General features: G+C 67.9%; 22 protein-coding genes. 11 read left to right on the top strand and 11 right to left on the bottom strand.

Annotation, left to right across the window (positions count from 1 at the left end):
- Positions 1-12: 12 nt before the first annotated feature.
- Complete coding sequence (locus JWQ81_RS28280) at positions 13-1095, bottom strand: UDP-N-acetylmuramate dehydrogenase (protein WP_297546220.1); 1083 nt, start codon at positions 1093-1095, stop codon at positions 13-15.
- A 25-nt stretch (positions 1096-1120) separates the two neighbouring features.
- On the opposite strand from JWQ81_RS28280, the gene JWQ81_RS28275 reads away from it, so the two are divergent.
- The 5 genes from JWQ81_RS28275 to JWQ81_RS28255 all read left to right on the top strand — a co-directional run bounded on the left by JWQ81_RS28275 (position 1121) and on the right by JWQ81_RS28255 (position 4461).
- The gene (locus tag JWQ81_RS28275; protein WP_297546218.1) at positions 1121-1621 is read left to right on the top strand and encodes a DUF2505 domain-containing protein; all 501 of its coding nucleotides are present in this window, start codon (positions 1121-1123) and stop codon (positions 1619-1621) included.
- Positions 1600-2400, top strand: a complete 801-nt coding sequence (locus JWQ81_RS28270) for a class I SAM-dependent methyltransferase (RefSeq protein WP_297546216.1) — start codon at positions 1600-1602, stop codon at positions 2398-2400. Before JWQ81_RS28275 ends, JWQ81_RS28270 begins: the two co-directional genes overlap by 22 nt.
- A 72-nt stretch (positions 2401-2472) precedes the next feature.
- On the top strand, positions 2473-3132 hold the full coding sequence (locus JWQ81_RS28265) for a VTT domain-containing protein (protein ID WP_297546215.1): 660 nt from the start codon (positions 2473-2475) through the stop codon (positions 3130-3132).
- 4 nt (positions 3133-3136) lie between these two features.
- On the top strand, positions 3137-4012 hold the full coding sequence (purU, locus tag JWQ81_RS28260) for a formyltetrahydrofolate deformylase (RefSeq protein ID WP_297546214.1): 876 nt from the start codon (positions 3137-3139) through the stop codon (positions 4010-4012).
- Between the two features lie 143 nt (positions 4013-4155).
- Positions 4156-4461, top strand: coding sequence for a hypothetical protein (locus tag JWQ81_RS28255; RefSeq protein ID WP_297546212.1), 306 nt, complete (start codon positions 4156-4158; stop codon positions 4459-4461).
- A 105-nt stretch (positions 4462-4566) separates the two neighbouring features.
- Here JWQ81_RS28255 and JWQ81_RS28250 read toward each other — a convergent pair whose 3' ends face one another.
- From JWQ81_RS28250 to JWQ81_RS28215, 8 genes are all read right to left on the bottom strand, one after another.
- Positions 4567-5037 (bottom strand): TIGR03618 family F420-dependent PPOX class oxidoreductase, encoded by a 471-nt coding sequence (locus JWQ81_RS28250; RefSeq protein ID WP_297546210.1) that lies wholly within the window; start codon positions 5035-5037, stop codon positions 4567-4569.
- A 58-nt stretch (positions 5038-5095) separates the two neighbouring features.
- Complete coding sequence (locus tag JWQ81_RS28245; RefSeq protein ID WP_297546208.1) at positions 5096-5671, bottom strand: ATP/GTP-binding protein; 576 nt, start codon at positions 5669-5671, stop codon at positions 5096-5098.
- Positions 5652-6017 carry a DUF742 domain-containing protein gene (locus tag JWQ81_RS28240; protein ID WP_297546207.1) on the bottom strand — a complete coding sequence of 122 codons (366 nt, stop codon included), beginning with the start codon at positions 6015-6017 and terminating at the stop codon, positions 5652-5654. The genes JWQ81_RS28245 and JWQ81_RS28240 overlap by 20 nt, the downstream gene beginning before the upstream one ends.
- Positions 6014-6433 carry a roadblock/LC7 domain-containing protein gene (locus JWQ81_RS28235; RefSeq protein WP_297546206.1) on the bottom strand — a complete coding sequence of 140 codons (420 nt, stop codon included), beginning with the start codon at positions 6431-6433 and terminating at the stop codon, positions 6014-6016. The genes JWQ81_RS28240 and JWQ81_RS28235 overlap by 4 nt, the downstream gene beginning before the upstream one ends.
- Positions 6433-8745, bottom strand: a complete 2313-nt coding sequence (locus JWQ81_RS28230) for a nitrate- and nitrite sensing domain-containing protein (protein WP_297546205.1) — start codon at positions 8743-8745, stop codon at positions 6433-6435. The genes JWQ81_RS28235 and JWQ81_RS28230 overlap by 1 nt, the downstream gene beginning before the upstream one ends.
- 435 nt (positions 8746-9180) lie before the next feature.
- On the bottom strand, positions 9181-10197 hold the full coding sequence (locus JWQ81_RS28225; RefSeq protein WP_297546204.1) for an NADP-dependent oxidoreductase: 1017 nt from the start codon (positions 10195-10197) through the stop codon (positions 9181-9183).
- 112 nt (positions 10198-10309) lie between these two features.
- On the bottom strand, positions 10310-10744 hold the full coding sequence (locus JWQ81_RS28220; protein ID WP_297546202.1) for an SRPBCC family protein: 435 nt from the start codon (positions 10742-10744) through the stop codon (positions 10310-10312).
- 79 nt (positions 10745-10823) lie between these two features.
- Positions 10824-11741 (bottom strand): ABC transporter substrate-binding protein, encoded by a 918-nt coding sequence (locus JWQ81_RS28215; RefSeq protein ID WP_297546201.1) that lies wholly within the window; start codon positions 11739-11741, stop codon positions 10824-10826.
- 139 nt (positions 11742-11880) lie between these two features.
- Here JWQ81_RS28215 and JWQ81_RS28210 point away from each other — a divergent pair, with 139 nt between their 5' ends.
- Both JWQ81_RS28210 and JWQ81_RS28205 read left to right on the top strand, forming a co-directional pair.
- Complete coding sequence (locus JWQ81_RS28210; RefSeq protein WP_297546200.1) at positions 11881-12582, top strand: ABC transporter permease; 702 nt, start codon at positions 11881-11883, stop codon at positions 12580-12582.
- Positions 12579-13301, top strand: coding sequence for an ABC transporter permease (locus JWQ81_RS28205; protein ID WP_297546199.1), 723 nt, complete (start codon positions 12579-12581; stop codon positions 13299-13301). The genes JWQ81_RS28210 and JWQ81_RS28205 overlap by 4 nt, the downstream gene beginning before the upstream one ends.
- Before the next feature lie 51 nt (positions 13302-13352).
- Here JWQ81_RS28205 and JWQ81_RS28200 read toward each other — a convergent pair whose 3' ends face one another.
- Entirely contained in the window at positions 13353-14684 is a 1332-nt protein-coding gene (locus JWQ81_RS28200) for a glycoside hydrolase family 27 protein (RefSeq protein ID WP_297546198.1), read from the bottom strand.
- Between the two features lie 73 nt (positions 14685-14757).
- Entirely contained in the window at positions 14758-15909 is a 1152-nt protein-coding gene (locus tag JWQ81_RS28195) for an ROK family protein (protein ID WP_297546197.1), read from the bottom strand.
- A gap of 121 nt (positions 15910-16030) precedes the next feature.
- On the opposite strand from JWQ81_RS28195, the gene JWQ81_RS28190 reads away from it, so the two are divergent.
- The 4 genes from JWQ81_RS28190 to JWQ81_RS28175 are packed head-to-tail and all read left to right on the top strand — an operon-like array spanning position 16031 to position 19249.
- A complete protein-coding gene (locus JWQ81_RS28190; protein ID WP_297546195.1) occupies positions 16031-16447 on the top strand; it encodes a hypothetical protein in 417 nt (138 codons plus the stop codon).
- Positions 16444-17058 (top strand): DUF3558 domain-containing protein, encoded by a 615-nt coding sequence (locus JWQ81_RS28185; RefSeq protein WP_366942344.1) that lies wholly within the window; start codon positions 16444-16446, stop codon positions 17056-17058. Before JWQ81_RS28190 ends, JWQ81_RS28185 begins: the two co-directional genes overlap by 4 nt.
- Before the next feature lie 38 nt (positions 17059-17096).
- The gene (locus JWQ81_RS28180; RefSeq protein ID WP_297546193.1) at positions 17097-18443 is read left to right on the top strand and encodes a hypothetical protein; all 1347 of its coding nucleotides are present in this window, start codon (positions 17097-17099) and stop codon (positions 18441-18443) included.
- Between the two features lie 17 nt (positions 18444-18460).
- Complete coding sequence (locus JWQ81_RS28175) at positions 18461-19249, top strand: ESX secretion-associated protein EspG (protein WP_297546191.1); 789 nt, start codon at positions 18461-18463, stop codon at positions 19247-19249.
- Positions 19250-19251 lie beyond the last annotated feature (2 nt).

Here is a 19251-nt window from a genome sequence, read left to right as displayed (position 1 = left end):
GCGGGTGCGGGTCTAAAGCGCGCAGCCGATCAGGAGGGGTTCGGGGCGGAGTTCGACGGCGAAGCGGGCGAGGACCCCGTCGCGGACTTCGCGCGCCAACGCCAGGAGGTCGTCCGTCGAGCCTGTGCCGCGGTTGGTGAGCGCGAGGGTGTGCTTCGTCGACAGCGAAACGCGGCCGCCCGGGCCCTCATGGCCCTTCGCGAAGCCCGCGCGCTCGATGAGCCAGGCTGCGGAGAGCTTCACGCCGCCTTCAGCGGGGTAGCTGGGCACCTTCACGTCCGGGCCGACGGAGGCGGTGATCCCGGCGAGGACCTCGTCGACGTCGGCAGTAGGCACGATCGGGTTGGTGAAGAAGGACCCGGCACTCCACGTGTCGTGGTCGGCCGTGTCGAGCACCATGCCCTTGCTTCGCCGCAGCGCCAGCACGGCCTCACGCGCCTGCGCCACCGGGACGCGCTCGCCCGGCTCGACACCCAGTGTGCGGGCGAGTTCGGCGTACCGGATGGGCGCTGACAGGCCGTCCGAGCTGAGCCGGAACCGGACGCTCAGCACGACACCGGTGTCCGTGCCCTTCAGCACACTTGAGCGGTACGCGAACTTCAGGTCGGCCGCGGTCATCGTGCGGACTTCGCGGGCGGCGCGGTCGTAGAACTCGATCGAGACCAGCGTGTCGCTGATCTCGGACCCGTACGCGCCGACGTTCTGGATCGGTGTCGCACCGGCCGAACCGGGGATCCCTGACAGGCACTCGAGCCCGCCGACACCTTCGCCGACCATCGCCGCGACGAACTCGTCCCAGTTCTGCCCGGCCTGGACGTCGACGACACCGCTGGTGAAGTCAGGCCCCTCGGCCGAGAAGCCCCAGCCCTGGTTGGCCACGCGCACGACAGTCCCGGCGAAACCGGCGTCGGCGACCACGAGGTTGGACCCGCCGCCCAGCAGGAGGACGTTCACCCCGGCGTCGTCGGCCGCCCGGACCAGTTCGACGAGCCGCTCTGACGTGAGGGCCTCGGCGTACGCCTCCGCCGGACCACCGAGCCGCAGGGTGGTGTGGCTCGCCAGGGTCGCCTGAGTTGGAGTTTCGACAGTGCTCACATCGCGAAACGGTACTGTCCGGGGCATGGGATCCCGTATCGAGCACCGCGCAACCTATCCGCAGGACGTCCGGGCCGTGCTGGCCGCGGCTGCCGGCGAAGAGGCGTTGCACGCCCGGCTCGAGGAGCTCGGCGGCAAGGGTGCCGTGCTGGTCGAACGCACCGAGACCACCAACGGCGTCAGCTTCAAGCTCCGCCACGGCATCGCCGCCGAGCTGCTGCCGCAGGCCGTCCGCACGCTGCACAAGGGCGACGTCATCGTCGAGCGCGAACAGACCTTCACCAAGGCCGGCGACGGCTACACGGGCACTGTGAAAGCGGGCGTGAGCGGCGTGCCGGGCGAGATCACCGCCCGCACCGAACTGAAGAGCGTCGGCGGGGAAACCGTCCTGGCCACGACCGGCGAGATCAGGATCCGGATCCCGCTGTTCGGCGCGAAGCTCGAGAGCGGAATCGCCGAACAACTCAACAAGCTGCTCCAGCGCGAAGCCGAATTCACCGCGAAGTGGCTGGCCGAGCACGCCTGAGCAAGCCGGTCGGCGCGCCGACGCGCGGCACCACCAACCCGAACCGGCTGCGCAGGGTCGACCGCTGGCTCGCCACCGACCCCGGGGTGTCCGCGCTGCTCAGGCACGCTGAGGACCCCCTCGTCGTCGACCTCGGGTACGGCGCGTCGCCGGTGACGACGGTCGAGATGGCGCGACGGCTGCGCGTGGCGCACCCGGGTGTCCGGGTGCTCGGACTGGAGCTGGACCCCGAGCGCGTCGCGGTGGCCCAGAGCGCCGCCGAGCCGCCGTGGCTGGACTTCAAGCGCGGAGGGTTCGAGCTCGCCGGAACGCGGCCGGCACTGATCCGCGCCTTCAACGTCCTGCGCCAGTACGACGAAGCCGACGTCGCCGCCGCCTGGCAGACCATGACCGACCGGCTCTCCCCCGGCGGCCTGCTCGTCGAAGGGACCTGCGACGAGATCGGCAGACTGTGCACGTGGCTCGTGGTTGACGTCGACGGCCCACGCTCACTCACGTTGTCCTGCAAGGTTTCCGCGCTCGACCAACCGTCCACTGTGGCCGAACGGCTGCCGAAGGCACTGATCCACCGCAACGTGCCGGGTGAGCGGATCCACGAGCTGATGGCGACGCTCGACTCCTGCTGGGCGGCCGCCGCGCCGCAGCGGAATTTCGGGGCGAAGGCGCGTTGGGTGGAAACCGTGCGTTCGCTCGCCGACCGCGGCTGGCCGCTGCTCGGCAGGCGCGACCGCTGGCGTCTCGGCGAGCTGACGGTGCCCTGGAGCAGCGTGGCGCCGTGAATTCACCCGGCGAACCCCGATGCGTCACCCAGCGTGTCCTCGACAGCGACCTGCGGTGACCACGATAAGCGGGTGGAACTGGTCGAACAGGTCACCGAGGGACTCAAGGGACTGGTGGGATCGCCCTGGTTGTGGGTGCTCGTCGTCGCCACGTCCGGGCTGGACGCCCTGCTGCCGTTCATGCCGAGCGAAACCACCGTGCTGACCGTCGCCGTCCTCCTCGGCCCCGATCCGGCAAAGCTGGTGCTGCTCGCGGTCCTCGCCGCGGCGGGCGCGTTCGCCGGCGACTGCCTCGGCTACGCGATCGGCCGGAGCGCGGGTCCGCACGTCATCGCGCGGCTGCAGCGCGGGCCGAGCGGGCGCAGACGTTACGAATGGGCACGGACGAAGGTCGGCGAGCACGCGACGCTGCTGATCGTGGCCGGCCGGTACCTGCCCGGCGGCCGCGTCGCCAGCGGGCTCGCCACCGGCAGCCTGCACTACCCGCTGCGCCGGTTCATCCCGCTCGACGCTGCCGGCGCGGCGTTGTGGGCGATCTACGCCGTGCTCATCGGCTTCGCAGGCGGAGCGGGCTTCGCCGACGAACCGGCGAAGGGCCTCTTGCTGTCGTTCGGCCTCGGGCTGGCGCTCGTCGGGGCGATCGAGTTCGGCAGGCGCCTGCGGCTCCAGAGGATTTCCGCCGGGCTGAGCCGGAGCCGCCGACAGGGCGCGGACGGACACGGGGAAAGATGACTCCGTGCCTACTGATGAGCGTCGCTACATCATCACCTTCGGCTGCCCGGACCGCATGGGGATCGTCGCCGGGATCGCCGGTTTCCTCGCCGACGCGGGTGGTTGGATCGTCGAGGCGTCCTACCACACCGACCCGGACACGGGCTGGTTCTTCACCAGGCAGGTAGTCCGCGCGGACTCGCTCCCGTTCGGCGTCGAAGAGCTGCGCACGCGGTTCGGCACGGTCGCGACGGCGCTGTCCGCCGAGTCGGGCTGGAAGGTCGACGACACCGGCGAGCAGCGGCGCGTGGTGCTGCTCGTGTCGAAGGAGGGGCACTGCCTGTACGACCTGCTCGGCCGCGTCACCGCCGGCGAGCTGGACGCGAGGGTGTGCGCGGTGATCGGTAACCACGCCACACTCGGCCCGGTGACCAGGGGCCACGGCATCCCGTTCTTCCACGTCCCGTTCCCGGCGGGCGACCCAGAGGGCAAGGCGGCGGCGTTCGCGCGGGTGCGTCAGCTGGTCGACAAACACGACCCGCACGCGATCGTGCTCGCGCGGTTCATGCAGGTGCTACCCGCGGAGCTGTGCGAGGCGTGGCAGGGGCGGGCGCTGAACATCCACCACAGCTTCCTGCCGTCGTTCGTCGGCGCGAAGCCGTACCACCAGGCGTATACCCGCGGCGTCAAGCTGGTCGGCGCGACCTGCCACTACGTCAGCGCGGACCTCGACGCCGGGCCGATCGTCGAGCAGGACGTCATGCGCGTCAACCACGGCGATTCGGTGGCCGACATGGTTCGCAAGGGCCGGGACGTGGAGAAGGTGACGCTCGCGCGCGGACTGCGCTGGCATCTCGAAAGCAGAGTTCTCGTGCACGGCAACAAAACGGTCGTGTTCTGAACTCGCTGACGCCGTTACGCGTCAGTCCACTTGAGACTTCCGACGCGGAACTGATCGCGCTCTGGCGTCGAGAAGGCCCGTGGGACATCTTCGATTCGGCCGCCGAAGCGGGGCCCGCCAACGCGGATGGCGGCTATTTTGCCGTGCTCAGCGGCGTTTCCGGCGAGCTGATCGGCTACTTCTGCGTCGGCGACGAAGCCCGCGTGGCCGGCCTGGATGAGCAATCCGGAGTCGCGGACGTCGGCGTCGCGATGCGCCCGGACCTGCGTGCCCGTGGCGACACCGAGGCGTTCGGCACGGCCGTACTGACCCACGCCCGGCAGCTGACCGGCAGCGACCGCTTCCGCGCGACCGTCCGCCGCGGCAACTCCCGCGGCCTGCTCCTGTTGGGGCACCTGGGTTTCCACCCCGTCTCCCGCCACGGCCCCTACCTCGTCCTCACCGGCTGACCACGCAACTCGCCGTCGAGTTGCGATCCTTACCGACCCTGACTACCGCAACTCGCCGTCGAGTTGCGGTCCTTGCGCACGCGGGTTACATGCGTGTGCAACGAGCTAGCGCAGGGAGGTGCCGTAGAGGCGAGTGACGTGGAGGCGGAGGACCAGGCGTCGGTCGGCGACCATCTGCTTGAGGTACGCCGCCTCGTCTTCGGGGTCGGCGTAGCCGGGGGTCATGGCAAGCAGTTCGAGGCCCGTCGCGTCGCCGGGAACCGTGCTGACCGGCGAGATCTCGACGTCTCCCTCGCCGACGGCGAACAGCATGAAGTCCGGAGTGGACACATAAAGCGCGCTCCGGGGATCTCGCCGCAGCATGCCGACCTTCGCCCGGTCCGCGGTCGTCGAGATCCGCGCGATCCGCTGCCCGGCGTCCCACGCATAGGCCACTGTGGACAGATGCGGATGGCCGTCCTTCCGGACCGCCGCCAAGGCACCCATGCTGTACTCGCCGAGTACCCGGGCAAGCTCTCCTTCGTCCGGAACCCTCGGCGGTGGCCCGTCACCTGGTCCGTATGCGCTGTCTCCCATGGACACCATCATCGACGCTCTGAGCGCGTCGCGGAAGAGGGCACATCTTTGTAACGCCCTACGTCGTCACCATGAGGTGTTCGAGCAGCCGCACGAGGACCTGCTTCGTCGACTCCTTGTCCCGCGCGTCGCACAGCAGCATCGGCACGTCGGGGCCAAGGTCGAGAGCGCCACGGACCTCCTCGGTGCCATAGCGGTACGCGCCGTCGAAGCAGTTGACGCCGACGACGAACGGAAGCCCGCGACGCTCGAAGAAGTCCACCGCGGCAAAGCAGCTGTCGAGCCGGCGAGTGTCGGCCAGGACGACTGCGCCCAGGGCGCCGTCGGCGAGTTCGTCCCACAGGAACCAAAACCGATCCTGCCCCGGCGTACCGAACAGGTACAGGATCAGCTCGGGGTTGATGGTGATCCGGCCGAAGTCGAGCGCGACGGTCGTCGTCTTCTTGTTCTCGACGCCGGAAAGATCGTCGACGCCCGCGGACGCCTCGGTGATCAGCTCCTCGGTCCGCAACGGCGCGATCTCGCTCACCGAGCCGACCATGGTGGTCTTGCCGACCCCGAACCCGCCGGCGATAACGATCTTCACCGCACTCGCGGTCAGCGATCGCCGTGGTTCAGAGCTTACGAATGCCATCAAGAACCGCCTGGAGTACGTGCTTGTTGGGGGCGTCCGTCACCGGCGCGGCGGTCCGGAACAGGACGTGTTTCTGTTCGATGAGATCGCTGAGCATGACCTTGACCACCGGCAGCGGCAGGTCGATCCGCGCGGCCACCTCCGCCACCGACTGCGGATGCTGGCACAGGCGAAGAATCCGCGCGTACTCCGCGTCCATGCCCGCCGACGGCGGCCGCAGCGCGACGACGAGAGTGATCAGGTCGAGCCCGAGCGTATCCGAGCGGGTGCGCCCGCCCGTCACCGCGTACGGCCGGACCAAAGGGCCGGCCGCCTCGTCGAACCACTCTTCTCCGCGCGGTCTCATGGCGAGCCGGAGTCGAGCACACTGGGCACCCGAGGAGCGGACGTGAGCACCGCCCCGACACGCTTGACCATCAGGTTCATCTCATAGGCGACCATGCCGATGTCCGCGTTCTCACTGGCGAGCAGCGCCAGGCACGCCCCGCGGCCGGCCGCGGTGACGAAGAGGAACGCGTGGTCCATCTCGACCATGGTCTGCCGCACGTTGCCGCCGCCGAAATGCCGTCCCGTGCCCCTGGCGAGGCTCTGGAACGCCGAAGCGACCGCCGATAGATGTTCAGCGTCCTCTTCGGACAGATTGCCGGAGCGGCCGATCAGCAGGCCGTCGGCCGAAAGCACCACGGCTCTGTCGGCGCCCGCGACCCGTTTGACCAGGTCGTCGAGCAACCAGTCGAGCTCACTGACTCCCGGATTGACCATCAGTTCTGCTCTCCATTAGTGGTGACTTGGGTGAGGTCCGGCTCCTGGTCACGGGCACGCCGGGTGCCCTGCTGGAACGCCGAGAGCCGGCTCCTGGCCTGCTCCGGTGTTCCCGCGCCCGCCGACTCACGCTCGACGGGCCGCTCGGTTCGTTCGGTCATGAGCTGCGGAACGAGGTTCTGCTGCCGACGACGTTGCGGGAGCGGGGGCCTGCCGGGCGCCTCCGGTCCGTGCGACTGCGGCGGGCGGCTCTGCTGCGGAACGGGCCGGGGTTCCTGGGCGGGCCAGGCCGGCGGCTGCGGCCGGAACATGTCGACGCGCGGCCGCACCGGGAGGTCGGCCACGGCCACCGGAGCGGGCGCGGGAGCGGCCGCCGGTTCGACCGGGACCTCGGTGCGATGCCGCGGACGCCGGGCCGGAGCTGCGTCCTCGACCGGCGGAGCTTCTTCCGGTTCCGGCAGCGAGCCGAGTAACTCCGACTTCACGAGCACGATCGCCCGAGTGCCGCCGTACGCCGATTCGCGCAGCGTCACCGCGATGCCGTGCCGGGCAGCGAGCCGCGCGACGACGAAGAGGCCAAGGCGCGGCTCGGTCGACAGCGCCATGATGCCGAAGTCAGGCGGGTTCCGGAGCAGCTCGTTGAACTCGTCAGCGGCCTCGGACTCGATGCCGAGCCCCTGATCCTCGACCTCGATCACCACGCCCCGGCCGACCACGTTCCCGCGGATCTCCACCTTCGACGTCGGCGGCGAGAACGCCGTCGCGTTGTCGATCAGCTCGGCGAGCAGGTGCACGAGGTCGCCGACGACGAGTCCGTTGACCGCGATCGACGGCAGCTTGGACATCTTCACGCGGGCGAAGTCCTCGGTCTCGGCCGACGCGCCGCGGACGACTTCGGCGAGCCCGACCGGGTTCCGCCACTGCCTTCCCGGCTGACCGCCACCGAGGATGATCAGGTTCTCCGCGTTGCGCCGCGCGCGGGTGGAGAGGTGGTCGAGCTGGAACAGCGTGTCCAGCTGGTCCGGGTCCTCCTGCTTGCGCTCGGCCTGGTCGAGCACCTTGAGCTGGCGGTGCACGATGACCTGGCTGCGGTGCGCGATGTTCAAGAAGACGGCCTTGGTGCCCTCCCGCATTTTCGCCTCGTCCAGCGCCGCCGCGATCGCGGTCTGCTGGGCCTTGTTGAACGCCTCGGCGACCTGGCCGATCTCGTCGTCACCGTGGTCGAGCAGCGCGACCTCGGCGTCGAGGTCGACTTCCTCACCGGCCCGGACGCGCATGACGAGCTGGGGCATCCGGACGTCGGCGATGTCGAGGGTGTCCGCGCGGAGCTTGGTGAGCCTGCTGATGAGCCGGCTCGACAGCCTCAGCGCGACGAAGAACACACCGATCGCGAGCAGCAGCGCGATCGCGGCGGCGATCAGCGAACCCACCAACGTGCGGTCGGCCTGGTCGATCGCCGAGCCCGTGGCGAAGCGGCTCTGCTGGACGAACAGGCCCATCAGGCTGTTTCCGACGTCGCGGGACGCACCGTGCCATTCGGCCTCGGCCACCTGGAGGCTGAGGTGGCTGCTGCGGAGGAACGAGTTCTCGACTGTGGTGAGGGTGTGCCACGCGTCGCCGGACACGAGCTGGTCGTAGCCGGCCTTGACCTCGGGGATCATGTTCGGGACCGCGGACAGCAGCTGGGCGTGGTATGCGCCGACTTGCGCGGTGTAAGTGCGGAAATCGTCGTCCGAGAGCCCGCCGGCCGCGACTCCGGCAGCGGACAGGGCGTCGCTGCGCTCCATTTCGTCGGCGCTGGTGAACAGCGGCACGGCGATGAGGCGCAGGTAGGCGTTCTGCGCGTCCGGCGCGTCCTGGGCGAGACCGGCCAGCCCCAGTACGAACTGGTCGATGATCTGGTTGTAATAGTCGTACGCCGCGGTGAGCGAGAGCTGGCCGGCGTCGGCCTGCTGGCGCATCTGCGGCAGCTTGGCCAGCAACGCGCCTTCGGTGGCGATGTTCTGCTGCACGCTGGGCGGCACGTCGCCGACGAAGCCCTGGAGGTTGGCCAGCACGGCCGCGGCGGCGGCGTCGGTCTGGCTGCGCTGCGTCGCCAGCGCGGCACGGTCCGTCTGGTTGCCGGCGATGGCGCCCAACGCCACGCGGCGTTCTTCCTGTGTGGCAACGAAGAACGGGATCGACGGCTGCTCGGAGTCCCGGATCTTGGTGGCGAAGGACCGCGTCCCGACCGCGCCGATGATCAGGTAGCTCGCCAGCACGACCCCGGCCACGAGCAGGGTGATACTCGGAATCAGGGCGATCGCGAGCACTCGCGATCTGATTGACGAGCCTCGGCTTCGTCGCAGGGAGATCCGCTTCACCGCAGTCCGTTTTCCTTCCGGCAGTCTTCATATCGGGGTCCGCCGGGATTTCATTACCCCGGGTTGCTCAAGCCGGATCAACACACTGCGGTTGGAGTTCGTGATCAAACAACGTGGTCGGCTTCGCCCGCGATGCACGGTAAGCAGCGGCAGGGAGGCAGTCAACTCCGCTACGCCGAATAGCCCAATAATCGTGGTGTAGATCCCACCACGTGCGGATTTGCTGCGCAACAAGGTAACCGGCAGCGGTGACGTTCGTCCCACTGTCGTATCCGAAACCCACGGGAATCACGTCTGTGATCTATTTCCACTAAACGCACCCGAGGCTGTTACGAGTACAGGATACGTACTCGTAACAGCCTCGGAAAAGATTACTGAGCGGGGTCAGCCGGCAACGCGGATGAGCATTTTGCCGGTATTGGCACCGGCGAGCATGTCGATGAACGCCTGCGGCATGGTGCGGATGCCCTCGACGACGGTCTCGGCGTACTTCAGCTCACCACCGGCGACCAGCGGGGCGACCTCGGCGACGAACTTCGGCTGGAGGCCGAAGTGGTCGCCGACCAGCACGCCGCGCATGGTGAAGCGCTTCGCGATGATCTGGCTCAGGTTGCGCGGCGCCGACGCCGGCTCGGTGGCGTTGTACTGCGAAATCATCCCGCAGATGGCCATGTGGCCGTGCAGGTTCATCGAGCTGATGGCCGCTTCGAGGTGCTCGCCGCCGACGTTGTCGAAGTAGACGTCGATGCCCTCGGGCGCGGCCTCGCGGAGCTGCTCGGCGACCGGGCTGTCCTTGTAGTTGAAGGCGGCGTCGAAGCCGAGGTCGTCGATCAGGTGGCGCACCTTCTCCGCCGAACCCGCGCTGCCGATGACGCGCTTGGCGCCCTTGAGCTTCGCGAGCTGCCCGACGATGGAGCCGACGGCGCCGGCCGCGCCGGAGACGAACACCGTGTCACCCGCCTTGAACTCGGCGGTCTCGAACAGGCCGGCATACGCGGTGAGCCCGGTCATGCCGAGCACACCGAGGTACGTCGTCAGCGGCGCGGCGGCCGGGTCGACCTTGACCGCGTGCTTGGCGTCGATGGCGGCGTGGGTCCGCCAGCCGGCCTGGTGCAGCACGGTGTCACCGGGCTTGAAGGCGTCCACAGTGGATTCGATGACCTCGCCGAGCGCGCCGCCGGTCATCACCTGGCCGATCTCGTACGGCGCCGCGTAGGACTTCGCGTCGCTCATCCGGCCCCGCATGTACGGGTCGACACTGAGGACCAGGTTGCGGACGAGGATCTGCCCGTCGGCCGGCTTCGGGATTTCGATGTCCACAATGGAGAAGTCAGCCGGCGTCGGCGTGCCCTGGGGGCGCGCGGCGAGGTGGATCTCTGTGGCCTGTGCGGGTGCGTTCACCGGTGAACTCCAAGTACGTCTCGTGAGATGATCGCGCGGGGTGCCCGCGCTTCCAAGGTCGACAACCAGCTAACCGGGGCGATGATTCCGTTTGTGAGGAGACCCACAGGAGTCAGGCGATCTTGTCGAGCTTGACCAGGACGCCGTCGTAGATCCGCTTGAGCCCGCCGGGCGCGAAGGTCTTCTCGAAGAAGCCGCCGATGCCGCCGGCGCCGTCCCAGCTGGTCTCGATGCGGACGAGGGTGCCGGTGCCGGCCTCGCGCAACGTCCAGGTGGTGATCATGCTGGAGTTCGCGTCGGTCTCGACGAAGGTGCCGGGCTGCGGCTCGGTGACCGTCGCGGCGATGGAGCGGACGCGCTTCGATGTCGCCTGCAGCTTCCAGCTGGCCTTTGTACCGGCGCCACTGCCGCCCTCGGCGACCTCGTAGTCCAGGTACTGCTCGGTGAGGATCTTGGGGCGGGTGTCGCTGTAGTCCGCCACGAGCGCGCGCACCTTCTCCAGCGGGGCGTCGATCGTGCGCTCCGCGGTGGCCGTGACCTTTGCCATTCTCACTCCCGGTGTCGTCGTGGGCCGTCGTAGTTACGATCCCACGACGACACCGGGCGCGCTTTCGGTGGCCCGGTCCCTAGACGAGGCCCTGCTTGGACAGCCAGTCCTTGGCGACGTCGGCCGGGTTCTGGCCGTCCGAGTCGACGCTCTTGTCGAGGCCGCGAAGCTCGTCCGTGGTCAGCTTCGCGCTGACGGCGTTGACGGCGGCGGCGAAATCGGCGCCGCGCGCGTCGAGCACCGTCTTGCTGACGGCCGGGACGATGTTCTCGGTCGGGACGATGCCCAGGTCGTCGGTGAGGACGGTGTAGGCCGGGTCACCGGCGAGCGGGTCCACCGAGTCGACGACCATGCCGGTGAGCACCCCGGACTTGAGCTGCTCGAGCCGCGGGCCCTCGGTCTGGATGGCCTTGAACGACGCGTTGGTCAGCTTGTAGACGTCGGTCAGGCCCTTGAAGCACGGAATGCGCGTCGCGCACTCGGGGCCGCCACCGAGGACGAACTTGTCCAGCTTCTTCAGGTCGCTCAGCTTGGTGAGCCCCTTCTGCTTCGCCAGGTCGGACTTGACGATGAAGGTGTTCTTGTTCTCTGCGGGCGCGAAGTTCAGCAACCCGACGTTGAACGGCGCGAACAGGCCGCTGAGCTGCGTGTGCTCACCCGCGGCGTCCTTCTGTGGCGTACCGCTGAACCCGGTCTGGATGGCCGCGCCCTGGTACTCGGGCAGGAACTGCAGGTCGCCCTTCTTCAGCTCCGGGTAGATCAGCTCGCGGGTGCCGAGGTTGAGCTTCCGCGTGATCGGGTAGCCCTTGGCCTCCAGCGCCTGCGCGTAGAGCTCGGCGAGGATCTGGCTGTCGGTGAAGTTGAACGACGCCACCACGATCGGCGAGCCGCCCTTGCTCGGTGCCGCGGCCGGAGCGTCGCTGCCCCCACAAGCTGTCAAACCGAGGGCACCTACGGCGAGCACCGCGGCCACTCGAAGACTTCGTGTCCAGCGCATGAAAATACACACTCCCAAAACTCGGCTAAGGCTTCAGGACCCTATCTGTGGGTAACGACAGAATCCACATGCTGGGAGAAAACACGCACAAATCCCAACTGTCGGAATTCCGGGTGCCCAAACGGGGTAAGGTCAGCAGGTGCCAGCGCCTTTCACGTCTCAGTTCGTCGCCGAGGGTGGCGGCCGGCCGATCTTCGAATGGCGCTGGGTCGACCGCAACTCGGACGAGATCGTCCAGAAGCTCGTCGAGCACATCACGCTCACCGGGGCCGCGCTCGGCATCGGGCTGGCGCTGTCGATCGGGCTGGCCCTGATCATCCTGCGCTGGCGGTGGTTCTACCCGATCGCGATCGGCGCGACCGGCGCGCTGTACGTGATCCCGAGCCTCGGGGCGTTCGCGCTGCTGGTGCCGTTCTTCGGGTTCACCTTCACCACTGCGGTCATCCCGCTGGCGAGCTACACGCTGTTGATCCTGGTCCGCAATATCATCACCGGCGTCGACCAGGTGCCCACCGACGTCCGGGAAGCCGCGGTCGGGATGGGCTTCACCCGGCGGCGGCTGCTGTGGCAGATCGAGCTCCCGCTGGCGCTGCCGGTGGTCATCGCCGGGCTCCGGGTCGCGGCGGTGACCACGATCGGACTGGTGACCGTGACGTCGATGCTCGGCAAGGGCGGGCTCGGGTACTTCATCCTGATCGGCATCCAGACCAGCACTCCCAACTCGACGTCGATCATCGTCGGGATCGTCCTGTCGGTACTGCTGGCTGTCGCCGTCGACCTGCTCCTGTGGCTGAGCGAACGCGCGCTGGCGCCGTGGGCCCGGAAGGTGCGTGCGCGATGAGCGTCCTCAACCAGGCAATCGACTGGTTCGGCGAGCCGAACCGCTGGAGCTGGACCGACCCAAACGGCATCCCGTTCAGGACCGTGCAGCACCTCGAGTTCTCACTGCTTTCGCTCGCCGTCGCGGCGCTGCTGACCGTGCCGCTCGCGCTGTTGCTCGCGCACTACCGCAAAGCCGAGTTCCTGGCGACCAGCGCGGTCAACATCGGCCGCGCGATCCCGAGTTTCGGGCTGATCATCCTGTTCTGGTTCCTGGCCAGCCACTGGGGCGCGAACACCGACTTCTGGCCGCTGCTGCTGGCGCTCGTCGCGCTGGGAATGCCGCCGCTGTTTACGAACACGTACGCCGGTGTCGTCTCGCTCGACCAAGACGTCGTCGACGCCGCGCGCGGCACGGGGTACACGGAGTGGCAGTTGATGACGCGCATCGAACTCCCGCTGGCCCTGCCCGTGATCCTCGCCGGCGCGCGCGTCGCGTTCCTGCAACTGGTGGCGACCGTCGCGATCGGAGCGATCGTGAACGACGGCGGCGGGCTCGGGCGCTACATCGTCGACGGCTTCGCGCTGGGCGCGAGCGGCAACGGCGAGATCATCGGCGGCGCGATCGCCGTCATCGTGCTGGCCCTGCTCTGCGAAGGCGCGTTCAGCCTCATCACCCGCCTCGCCACCCCGAAAGGCCTTGCCCTGCAACAAGGTTCCCGAGCGAACGCCGAGGTCTAGGACTCGTGAGTGTTCCGGCCGGTTCTCATCGGCCGGAACACTCACGAGTCGTTAGCTGATCTTGATCAGGCGGGAGCCGTGGGCAGGGACGTTGGACGCGGTCCAGCTGCCGTTGAAGGCCCCGAGGTCGCTGCGCGAGACGAGGTCGCGGACGCTCTTGCTTCCGCTGAGCCCCAACGCACTCCAGTTGACCGCGATGTTCGCCGACGACGAGCCCAGGTTGTAGACGGCCGCGTAAGTGCTACCGCCGATGACCTTCTTCCACACCTGCGAGTTGCCCGACGTGATCCGCGTCGGCACCACGGCCGACTGGTCGACGGCGATCACCTCGGGGTTGCTCAGGATCGAGATCGCCGAGTTGTCCATGAAGTAGATGTCACCGCCGACGTACAGCGGCGAGGAGGCCATGGACCAGAACGTCATGACCGACTGGCGTTCGGTGTCGTTGAGCCCATCCTGCAACGCGCTGCCGGTGTTGTTGTTGATGGGCATGGAATCCAGGTCCGGAAGATAGTTGGAATTCATGTGGCTCAACCAGTTCGGCAGGTCGTTCCAGCGCGCGCTGACCGAGCTGCCCCAGCTGGACGTGGTGCCGCAGTAGCACTCGACGTCGGTGTCGACGCGGACGCCGTTCGCGTACGGGCTCAGGCCGTCCGCCGCTGACAGGTCGACGGGCCAGGCGCTCGCGGTGAGCCAGATCGACCGGCCGGACTGGTCGATCGCCTGCGAGTACGCCTTGATGTCCGGGACGTTGTCCAAGGTCACGCCGTCGACCTTGAGGAAGTCGACGCCCCACGACGCGAACTTGTTCACGATAGAGTTGAGGTAGGACTGCGCGCAGGGCTTGCTGTAGTCGATTTTCCAGTTACCGCCCCATTTGTTGGTGGCGGTCAGCGGGAGGACGACGATGTCCTGCACGTGGCAGCTGGTCCCGGCGATCGCGGCGTTCTTGTTGTACGCCTCTTGTTCCAGGCCCGCGGCCAGGTAAACCCCCGCCTTGAGACCCTTGCCGTGGATGTAGTTCGCGACGCCGCTGATGCCGTCGGGGAACCGGGTGGGATCAGGGTCGGGGATTCCGTTGGCGTCACTGTGAAAACTCCAGGCGAGGGTCGCGTTCCAGCCGGCGTCGATGTTGACGTAGCTGTAGCCGGCCCCTTTGAGTTTCGTCGCGACGGCGTCAGTCGCGTTCTTGATGTTGTCCTCGGTGAGCCACGCGGTGCCGTAGCCGGCGCGGGTCGAGGACTCGTTGCTCCAGCTGCTCCAGCCCATGAAAGGGGCCGAAAAGCCGGTCCGCGCGGAGGCGGGAGTGGTGACGGTCGCGAGCACGGAGGCCGCCAGCAGGGGCACGACCAGGGCATACCTCAAAAAACGACGGGAGAACATCGTTGTTCCTCCACGGATCGGGTATCGCGAACCGTACGTCCGATTGATTAACTTCGTCAAGAAACAAATCGACTCAGAGGCTCAGGTGCTCCTGGATGCTCACCGCGGCCGCGCCGCGGGCCCACTCCTCGAACGGCAGCGGCCGCACGATCAGCGGGCACGCCGCCGAACCGAACGCCTGCGACTCGAACGCCGTCCGAAGGTGCTCCTCGAACAGGTCGTACGCCGCGAGACCTTCACCGGACACCACAACGCGTTCGGGTCCGACGAGGTTCACCATGGCAGCCAAGCCGAGGCCGATCGCGTGTCCCGCTTCGGCGAACACAGTGCGCACGCCTTCGTCGCCGCCGTGAGCGAGGTCGATCGCGTCGCTCATCTCGAGGCGAAGACGTCCGGTGACGGCTCGCGCCTTCGTCACGATGGCGTGCTCGGACGCGATGGCCTCGACGCACCCGCGACCGCCGCACGCGCACGGCGGCTCGCCCCCGCCGACCGGGATGTGCCCGATTTCGCCCGCCACCCCGCGTGCGCCGGCGACGAGACGGCCGTCGATCACCAGCGCGCAGCCGATCCCCGAACCGACCGTGACCAGTGCAAACGTGTCCGCGCCGACGCCGTCGCCAAACCAGTGCGAGGCCATCGCGAGCGCCTTGACGTCGTTCTCGACGGTCGCTATCAGCCCGGTGGCGTCCTCGACGAGCTCGGCAAGCGGCACGTCTCGCCAGCCGAGAAACGGGCTGTAGCGCACCTTTCCGCCCGCGCGGTCGACGTCGCCGGAGATCGCGATACCGATCCGTCCGCAGCGCCCGTCGGCGTCCAGGTCCGCGACGACGTCGGCGATCGCGGCGACCACGGACCCGACCTCGCCGCCGGCCGGCCGCAGCCGTCGGATCGCGCGCGCGTCGGCCCGCAGGTCGGTCAGCACGCCGATGACCTCGTCGCCGGTGACCTTGATCCCGATGAACGACTCGCGCTCGGCGCGGACCGCGAGGGGGCTCGCGAGCCGTCCGGCGCCCGCGACCTTGCGCTCGACGCCGGGAAGTTCTTCGAGGTACCCGGCTTCGATGAGCGGCCGCGCGGCCTTGGTCACCGCCGCCGACGACAGGCCAGTCGAGCGGGCGACGTCGACGCGGGAGATCGGGCCCTGGGTGAGGACCATGGTGAACACGGTCGCCACGGCCGGGCTGGTGATCGGTACCGGCTGTGCCGGGGGGCGGCGCCGCATGGCCGAACCCTAACAGTCACGCGATGTAGCTGTTTGCGAGAACGAACCGGGGTGCGTGCGCTAGCATCGAAACTCGATCTCGCCGATGCGGGCACCAGGAAGGCCGAAGGGGATCCCGGGGATGACGCAGCCAGGACAGCGACCGAACGCCAACGCGCCCGTGGACACCTTGACCAGCGTGCCGCCACCCGCCGCCATCCAAGTCGGCAGCAACGGCCAGTCCGGCGGGTACAAGTTCTCCGCCGACGAAGTCGGGGCCGTCATCACGCAGTGGCAAAACCTGCTGGACGACCTCAAGGGCGATGTAACGATCGCCGGCAGAGTCGCAAGCGTGACCGCGCCAGGTAAGGAGTTCGCGAGCGGCGATTTCATCAACGCCGCCGGGCCTTCTGGAAGTACTCTGCTCGATCAACACAATCGTATGGTGCAGTACGTAGAGAACTATATCGCCGCGCTACAGAAGGCCAGCGGCCAGACTCAGCAGGCCGAGGACGATGCCCACCAGGCAGTCGCAAAACAGGGAAAGGGCGTTGTGTGAGCACGTCTCGAACGGTCCGAGTCGGCGTCGGCGTGTTGGCCGCCGCGAGCATCCTTACCGCCTGCTCAAGCCACACCACGACTGGGACACCGTCGACCACGCCTCCAGGCACCTCTTCTGCGACCAATTCTCCATCAGCATCAGCTCCCAAGGTCCCCGCGGCCCTCCCAACTGCTGCGATCCTTAGCGATCCGTGCCAAGCGCTCTCTGCCACCCAAGCCGACACGATCGGGCTACTGACTGTGTCGAAGCCCCTCAACCTCGCTGGTGCCCCGGGTTGCAGGTGGACGTCACAAACATCCTCAGTGAACTCGGTCGACGTTTCACCTCTGCCGGAGAACAAGAATGGCCTGGGCGATCTCTACACCAACAATGACGCTCACAAGTACGAACTCTTCGAACCCACGACGATCGACGGATATCCAGCTGCGTACGCCGAACTTAAGAACCTTCGATCAACGGGTCTCTGCACACTGTGGGTTGCAGTGACCGATCAACTCACCGTCATGGTCGAACCACAGATCGGGGACGGAGTCAATAAGACCAACCCGTGTCCGATCGCGGCCAAGGTCGGCGCGGCGATGATCGAGCATCTCAAGGGTGCGGCGTGAACACCAACAGAATCACAAACTGGGAGAGGTGAGCCGCGGTGGCGAATGGGTCATTGACAGCGAAGGACGTCGTGGCAGGCGCCGCGGCTGGCGCCGCTATCGGCACCGCGGTACCCGTGATCGGCACGGCCGTCGGGGCTGTGGCCGGCGCGGCCATCGGTGGCCTCGTCAGCTTGTTCAGCGGTGGCCCGGAGGCTCAGCAGCAGTCCGCGAACATCGGTGGCCGGACGATCGACGCACGCCAGGTATGGGAACAGATCAGCCCCGGCACCTCCCAGTCCCTCGGCGATGGCGCGAGCGCCGCACAAACCCTTGAACAGGCCCACAGCACGAGGGCCAGCCAGATCGACGCGCTGAACCAGCAGATGGACGCCGCCTGGCAAGGTGACGCCTCGCAGGCCGCCCAGGCCGGCGGCCACCCCCTCGGGACCTGGCTCAAGGACTCGGCGAGCAACCTCACCAAGAGCCACACCTTCCTCAGCGCGCAAAGCTCGTCTTTCGACACCGCGAAGAACACGATTCAAGAAATCGCCGCGAAACCGCCGGAGGAAAACTTCGGCGACCGCATAAATCCGTTCAGCGACAAAGACAACGAGATCAACAAGTACAACCAGCAGGGCCAGACGAACGTCAACGCGTTCAACGCCTATTACCAGGCTAGTGCGCAGAACGCCGCCGGTATGCCGCAATTCAGTGCGTGGCAAGGGAATCCGCTGTCCGATGGCGGGAATGGCCAGCAGAACCCGCCCGTCGGCGGCAATGGCGGACACGTCGGCGGCGGCACGGGCGGGTACGGCGGCTCGGGCGGATCGGGGAGCTACGGCGGACCGGGCAGCTACGGCGTCAACACTCCGGCTCCCCCACAACCTATTTCCGTGGCACACCACCCCGTCGCCCCGCCACCGAACTACAACACGGGCAACCCTCCGGGCTCGGGGTTGAACAGCGGCACGACGGCGTCGAGTTACACGCCTCCGCCCTTGACGAACCCGTCGTCGAACTACTCCAGCGGGTTCGGCCCGGGCAGTTCCGGCGGCTTCGGCCCTGGTGGTTCCGGCTCTGGCTCGGGTTCCGGTTCGGGTGCGTTCGGCGGCGGCGCCGTCGGGGGCTTCGGGCCGGGAGGCTCCGGTTCGCTCGGTGCGGGCGCGAGCAGCGGCGCCGGGTCCGGTGTCGGCAGTGGCGCGGCGGGACGTGGCGGTGCCGGGGCTGGGGCAGGAGCCGCGGCGGGGAAGGCCGGCACGTCGGGCGCGTCAGGCATGGGGCGCGGCGGCGGGGGCAAGGGTTCCGAGGACGAAGAGCACCAGAACAAGTACCTCATCTCCGAAGACCCCAACGAACTCTTCGGCAACGACGCGTTGACCGCACCGCCCGTCATCGGCGAATGATCACAGGGAACCGTTCCGTGCTGGCAAAACCGCTCAAGTTCACCACCCCGACCCTGCTCAGCCTCATCAAGCGCCGGGGCGGTGAACCGCACCTCACGCTCGGGGGCACGCCTACCTGGTACGACGATCAGGCGCAGCGGACAATCGATCAACAGGTCAACGCGGCGCTCAGCGAGCACGGGCTGCTCGGCGCGCGGGGCATGGATCGCGACCTTGTGCTGCTGCTGGAGTCGATCGCCCACCCGCAGTTGGAGTACTACGGCTGGTTCGATGGAACGTTCGCCGACGCGCCGTCGAACTTCACCGTGTTCGCCGGCAGCGGCAAGGGTGGCGCGTTCGTCCTCGTCCGCACGATCGGCGAAGAGGTCGTCATCGTCGCACCCGAGCGTCCGGACGAACTGTTGCGCGGGTTCATCAATCAGATCCCCCAAGCCAGGCCCGGCAACGGCACCCAGCTCGTGGTGGGCAAGCAGGAGTTCACCACCGGCCGAGCACCAAGCAGCGGCGAGTTCTCCGTCATGCAGTCCGACACCCGCCAGAAGGCGCCCGCCCCGGGTGCGGAGATGAAGCGGATCATGGCGGCGGAGCGCACCGGGGCCGGAACGCTCTACGTAGCGGCTCGCAATCAAGCCGGTGCCCGTAAACGCTGCCAGAGGCCATTGAACTTCATCGACACCGTTGAAGGCCGCTGGTTGATGGAAGAAGCACCAGGCCGCGGCGAGCCCCTTGTGGTGTTCACTCCGGCCACGCCGCAGTTGCTGGGCGACAGACTGAGGAACGCGCAGAGCCTGCTCCCTGCGATCTGACA

This window comes from Amycolatopsis sp., assembly GCF_025464955.1.
Lineage (GTDB): Bacteria > Actinomycetota > Actinomycetes > Mycobacteriales > Pseudonocardiaceae > Amycolatopsis.
Note: the sequence above shows the minus strand (reverse complement) of the source record. Positions and strands in the feature narration are given on the sequence as shown.

What these genes read in the sequence shown, in the direction of transcription:
- JWQ81_RS28250 (WP_297546210.1), bottom strand. Translation starts at nt 5,037, where the DNA reads ATGGGAGACAGCGCATACGGACCAGGTGACGGGCCACCGCCGAGGGTT.
- JWQ81_RS28245 (WP_297546208.1), bottom strand. Translation starts at nt 5,671, where the DNA reads ATGGCATTCGTAAGCTCTGAACCACGGCGATCGCTGACCGCGAGTGCG.
- JWQ81_RS28215 (WP_297546201.1), bottom strand. Translation starts at nt 11,741, where the DNA reads ATGCGCTGGACACGAAGTCTTCGAGTGGCCGCGGTGCTCGCCGTAGGT.
- JWQ81_RS28195 (WP_297546197.1), bottom strand. Translation starts at nt 15,909, where the DNA reads ATGCGGCGCCGCCCCCCGGCACAGCCGGTACCGATCACCAGCCCGGCC.
- JWQ81_RS28275 (WP_297546218.1), top strand. Translation starts at nt 1,121, where the DNA reads ATGGGATCCCGTATCGAGCACCGCGCAACCTATCCGCAGGACGTCCGG.
- JWQ81_RS28220 (WP_297546202.1), bottom strand. Translation starts at nt 10,744, where the DNA reads ATGGCAAAGGTCACGGCCACCGCGGAGCGCACGATCGACGCCCCGCTG.
- JWQ81_RS28190 (WP_297546195.1), top strand. Translation starts at nt 16,031, where the DNA reads ATGACGCAGCCAGGACAGCGACCGAACGCCAACGCGCCCGTGGACACC.
- JWQ81_RS28235 (WP_297546206.1), bottom strand. Translation starts at nt 6,433, where the DNA reads ATGGTCAATCCGGGAGTCAGTGAGCTCGACTGGTTGCTCGACGACCTG.
- JWQ81_RS28240 (WP_297546207.1), bottom strand. Translation starts at nt 6,017, where the DNA reads ATGAGACCGCGCGGAGAAGAGTGGTTCGACGAGGCGGCCGGCCCTTTG.
- JWQ81_RS28200 (WP_297546198.1), bottom strand. Translation starts at nt 14,684, where the DNA reads ATGTTCTCCCGTCGTTTTTTGAGGTATGCCCTGGTCGTGCCCCTGCTG.
- JWQ81_RS28205 (WP_297546199.1), top strand. Translation starts at nt 12,579, where the DNA reads ATGAGCGTCCTCAACCAGGCAATCGACTGGTTCGGCGAGCCGAACCGC.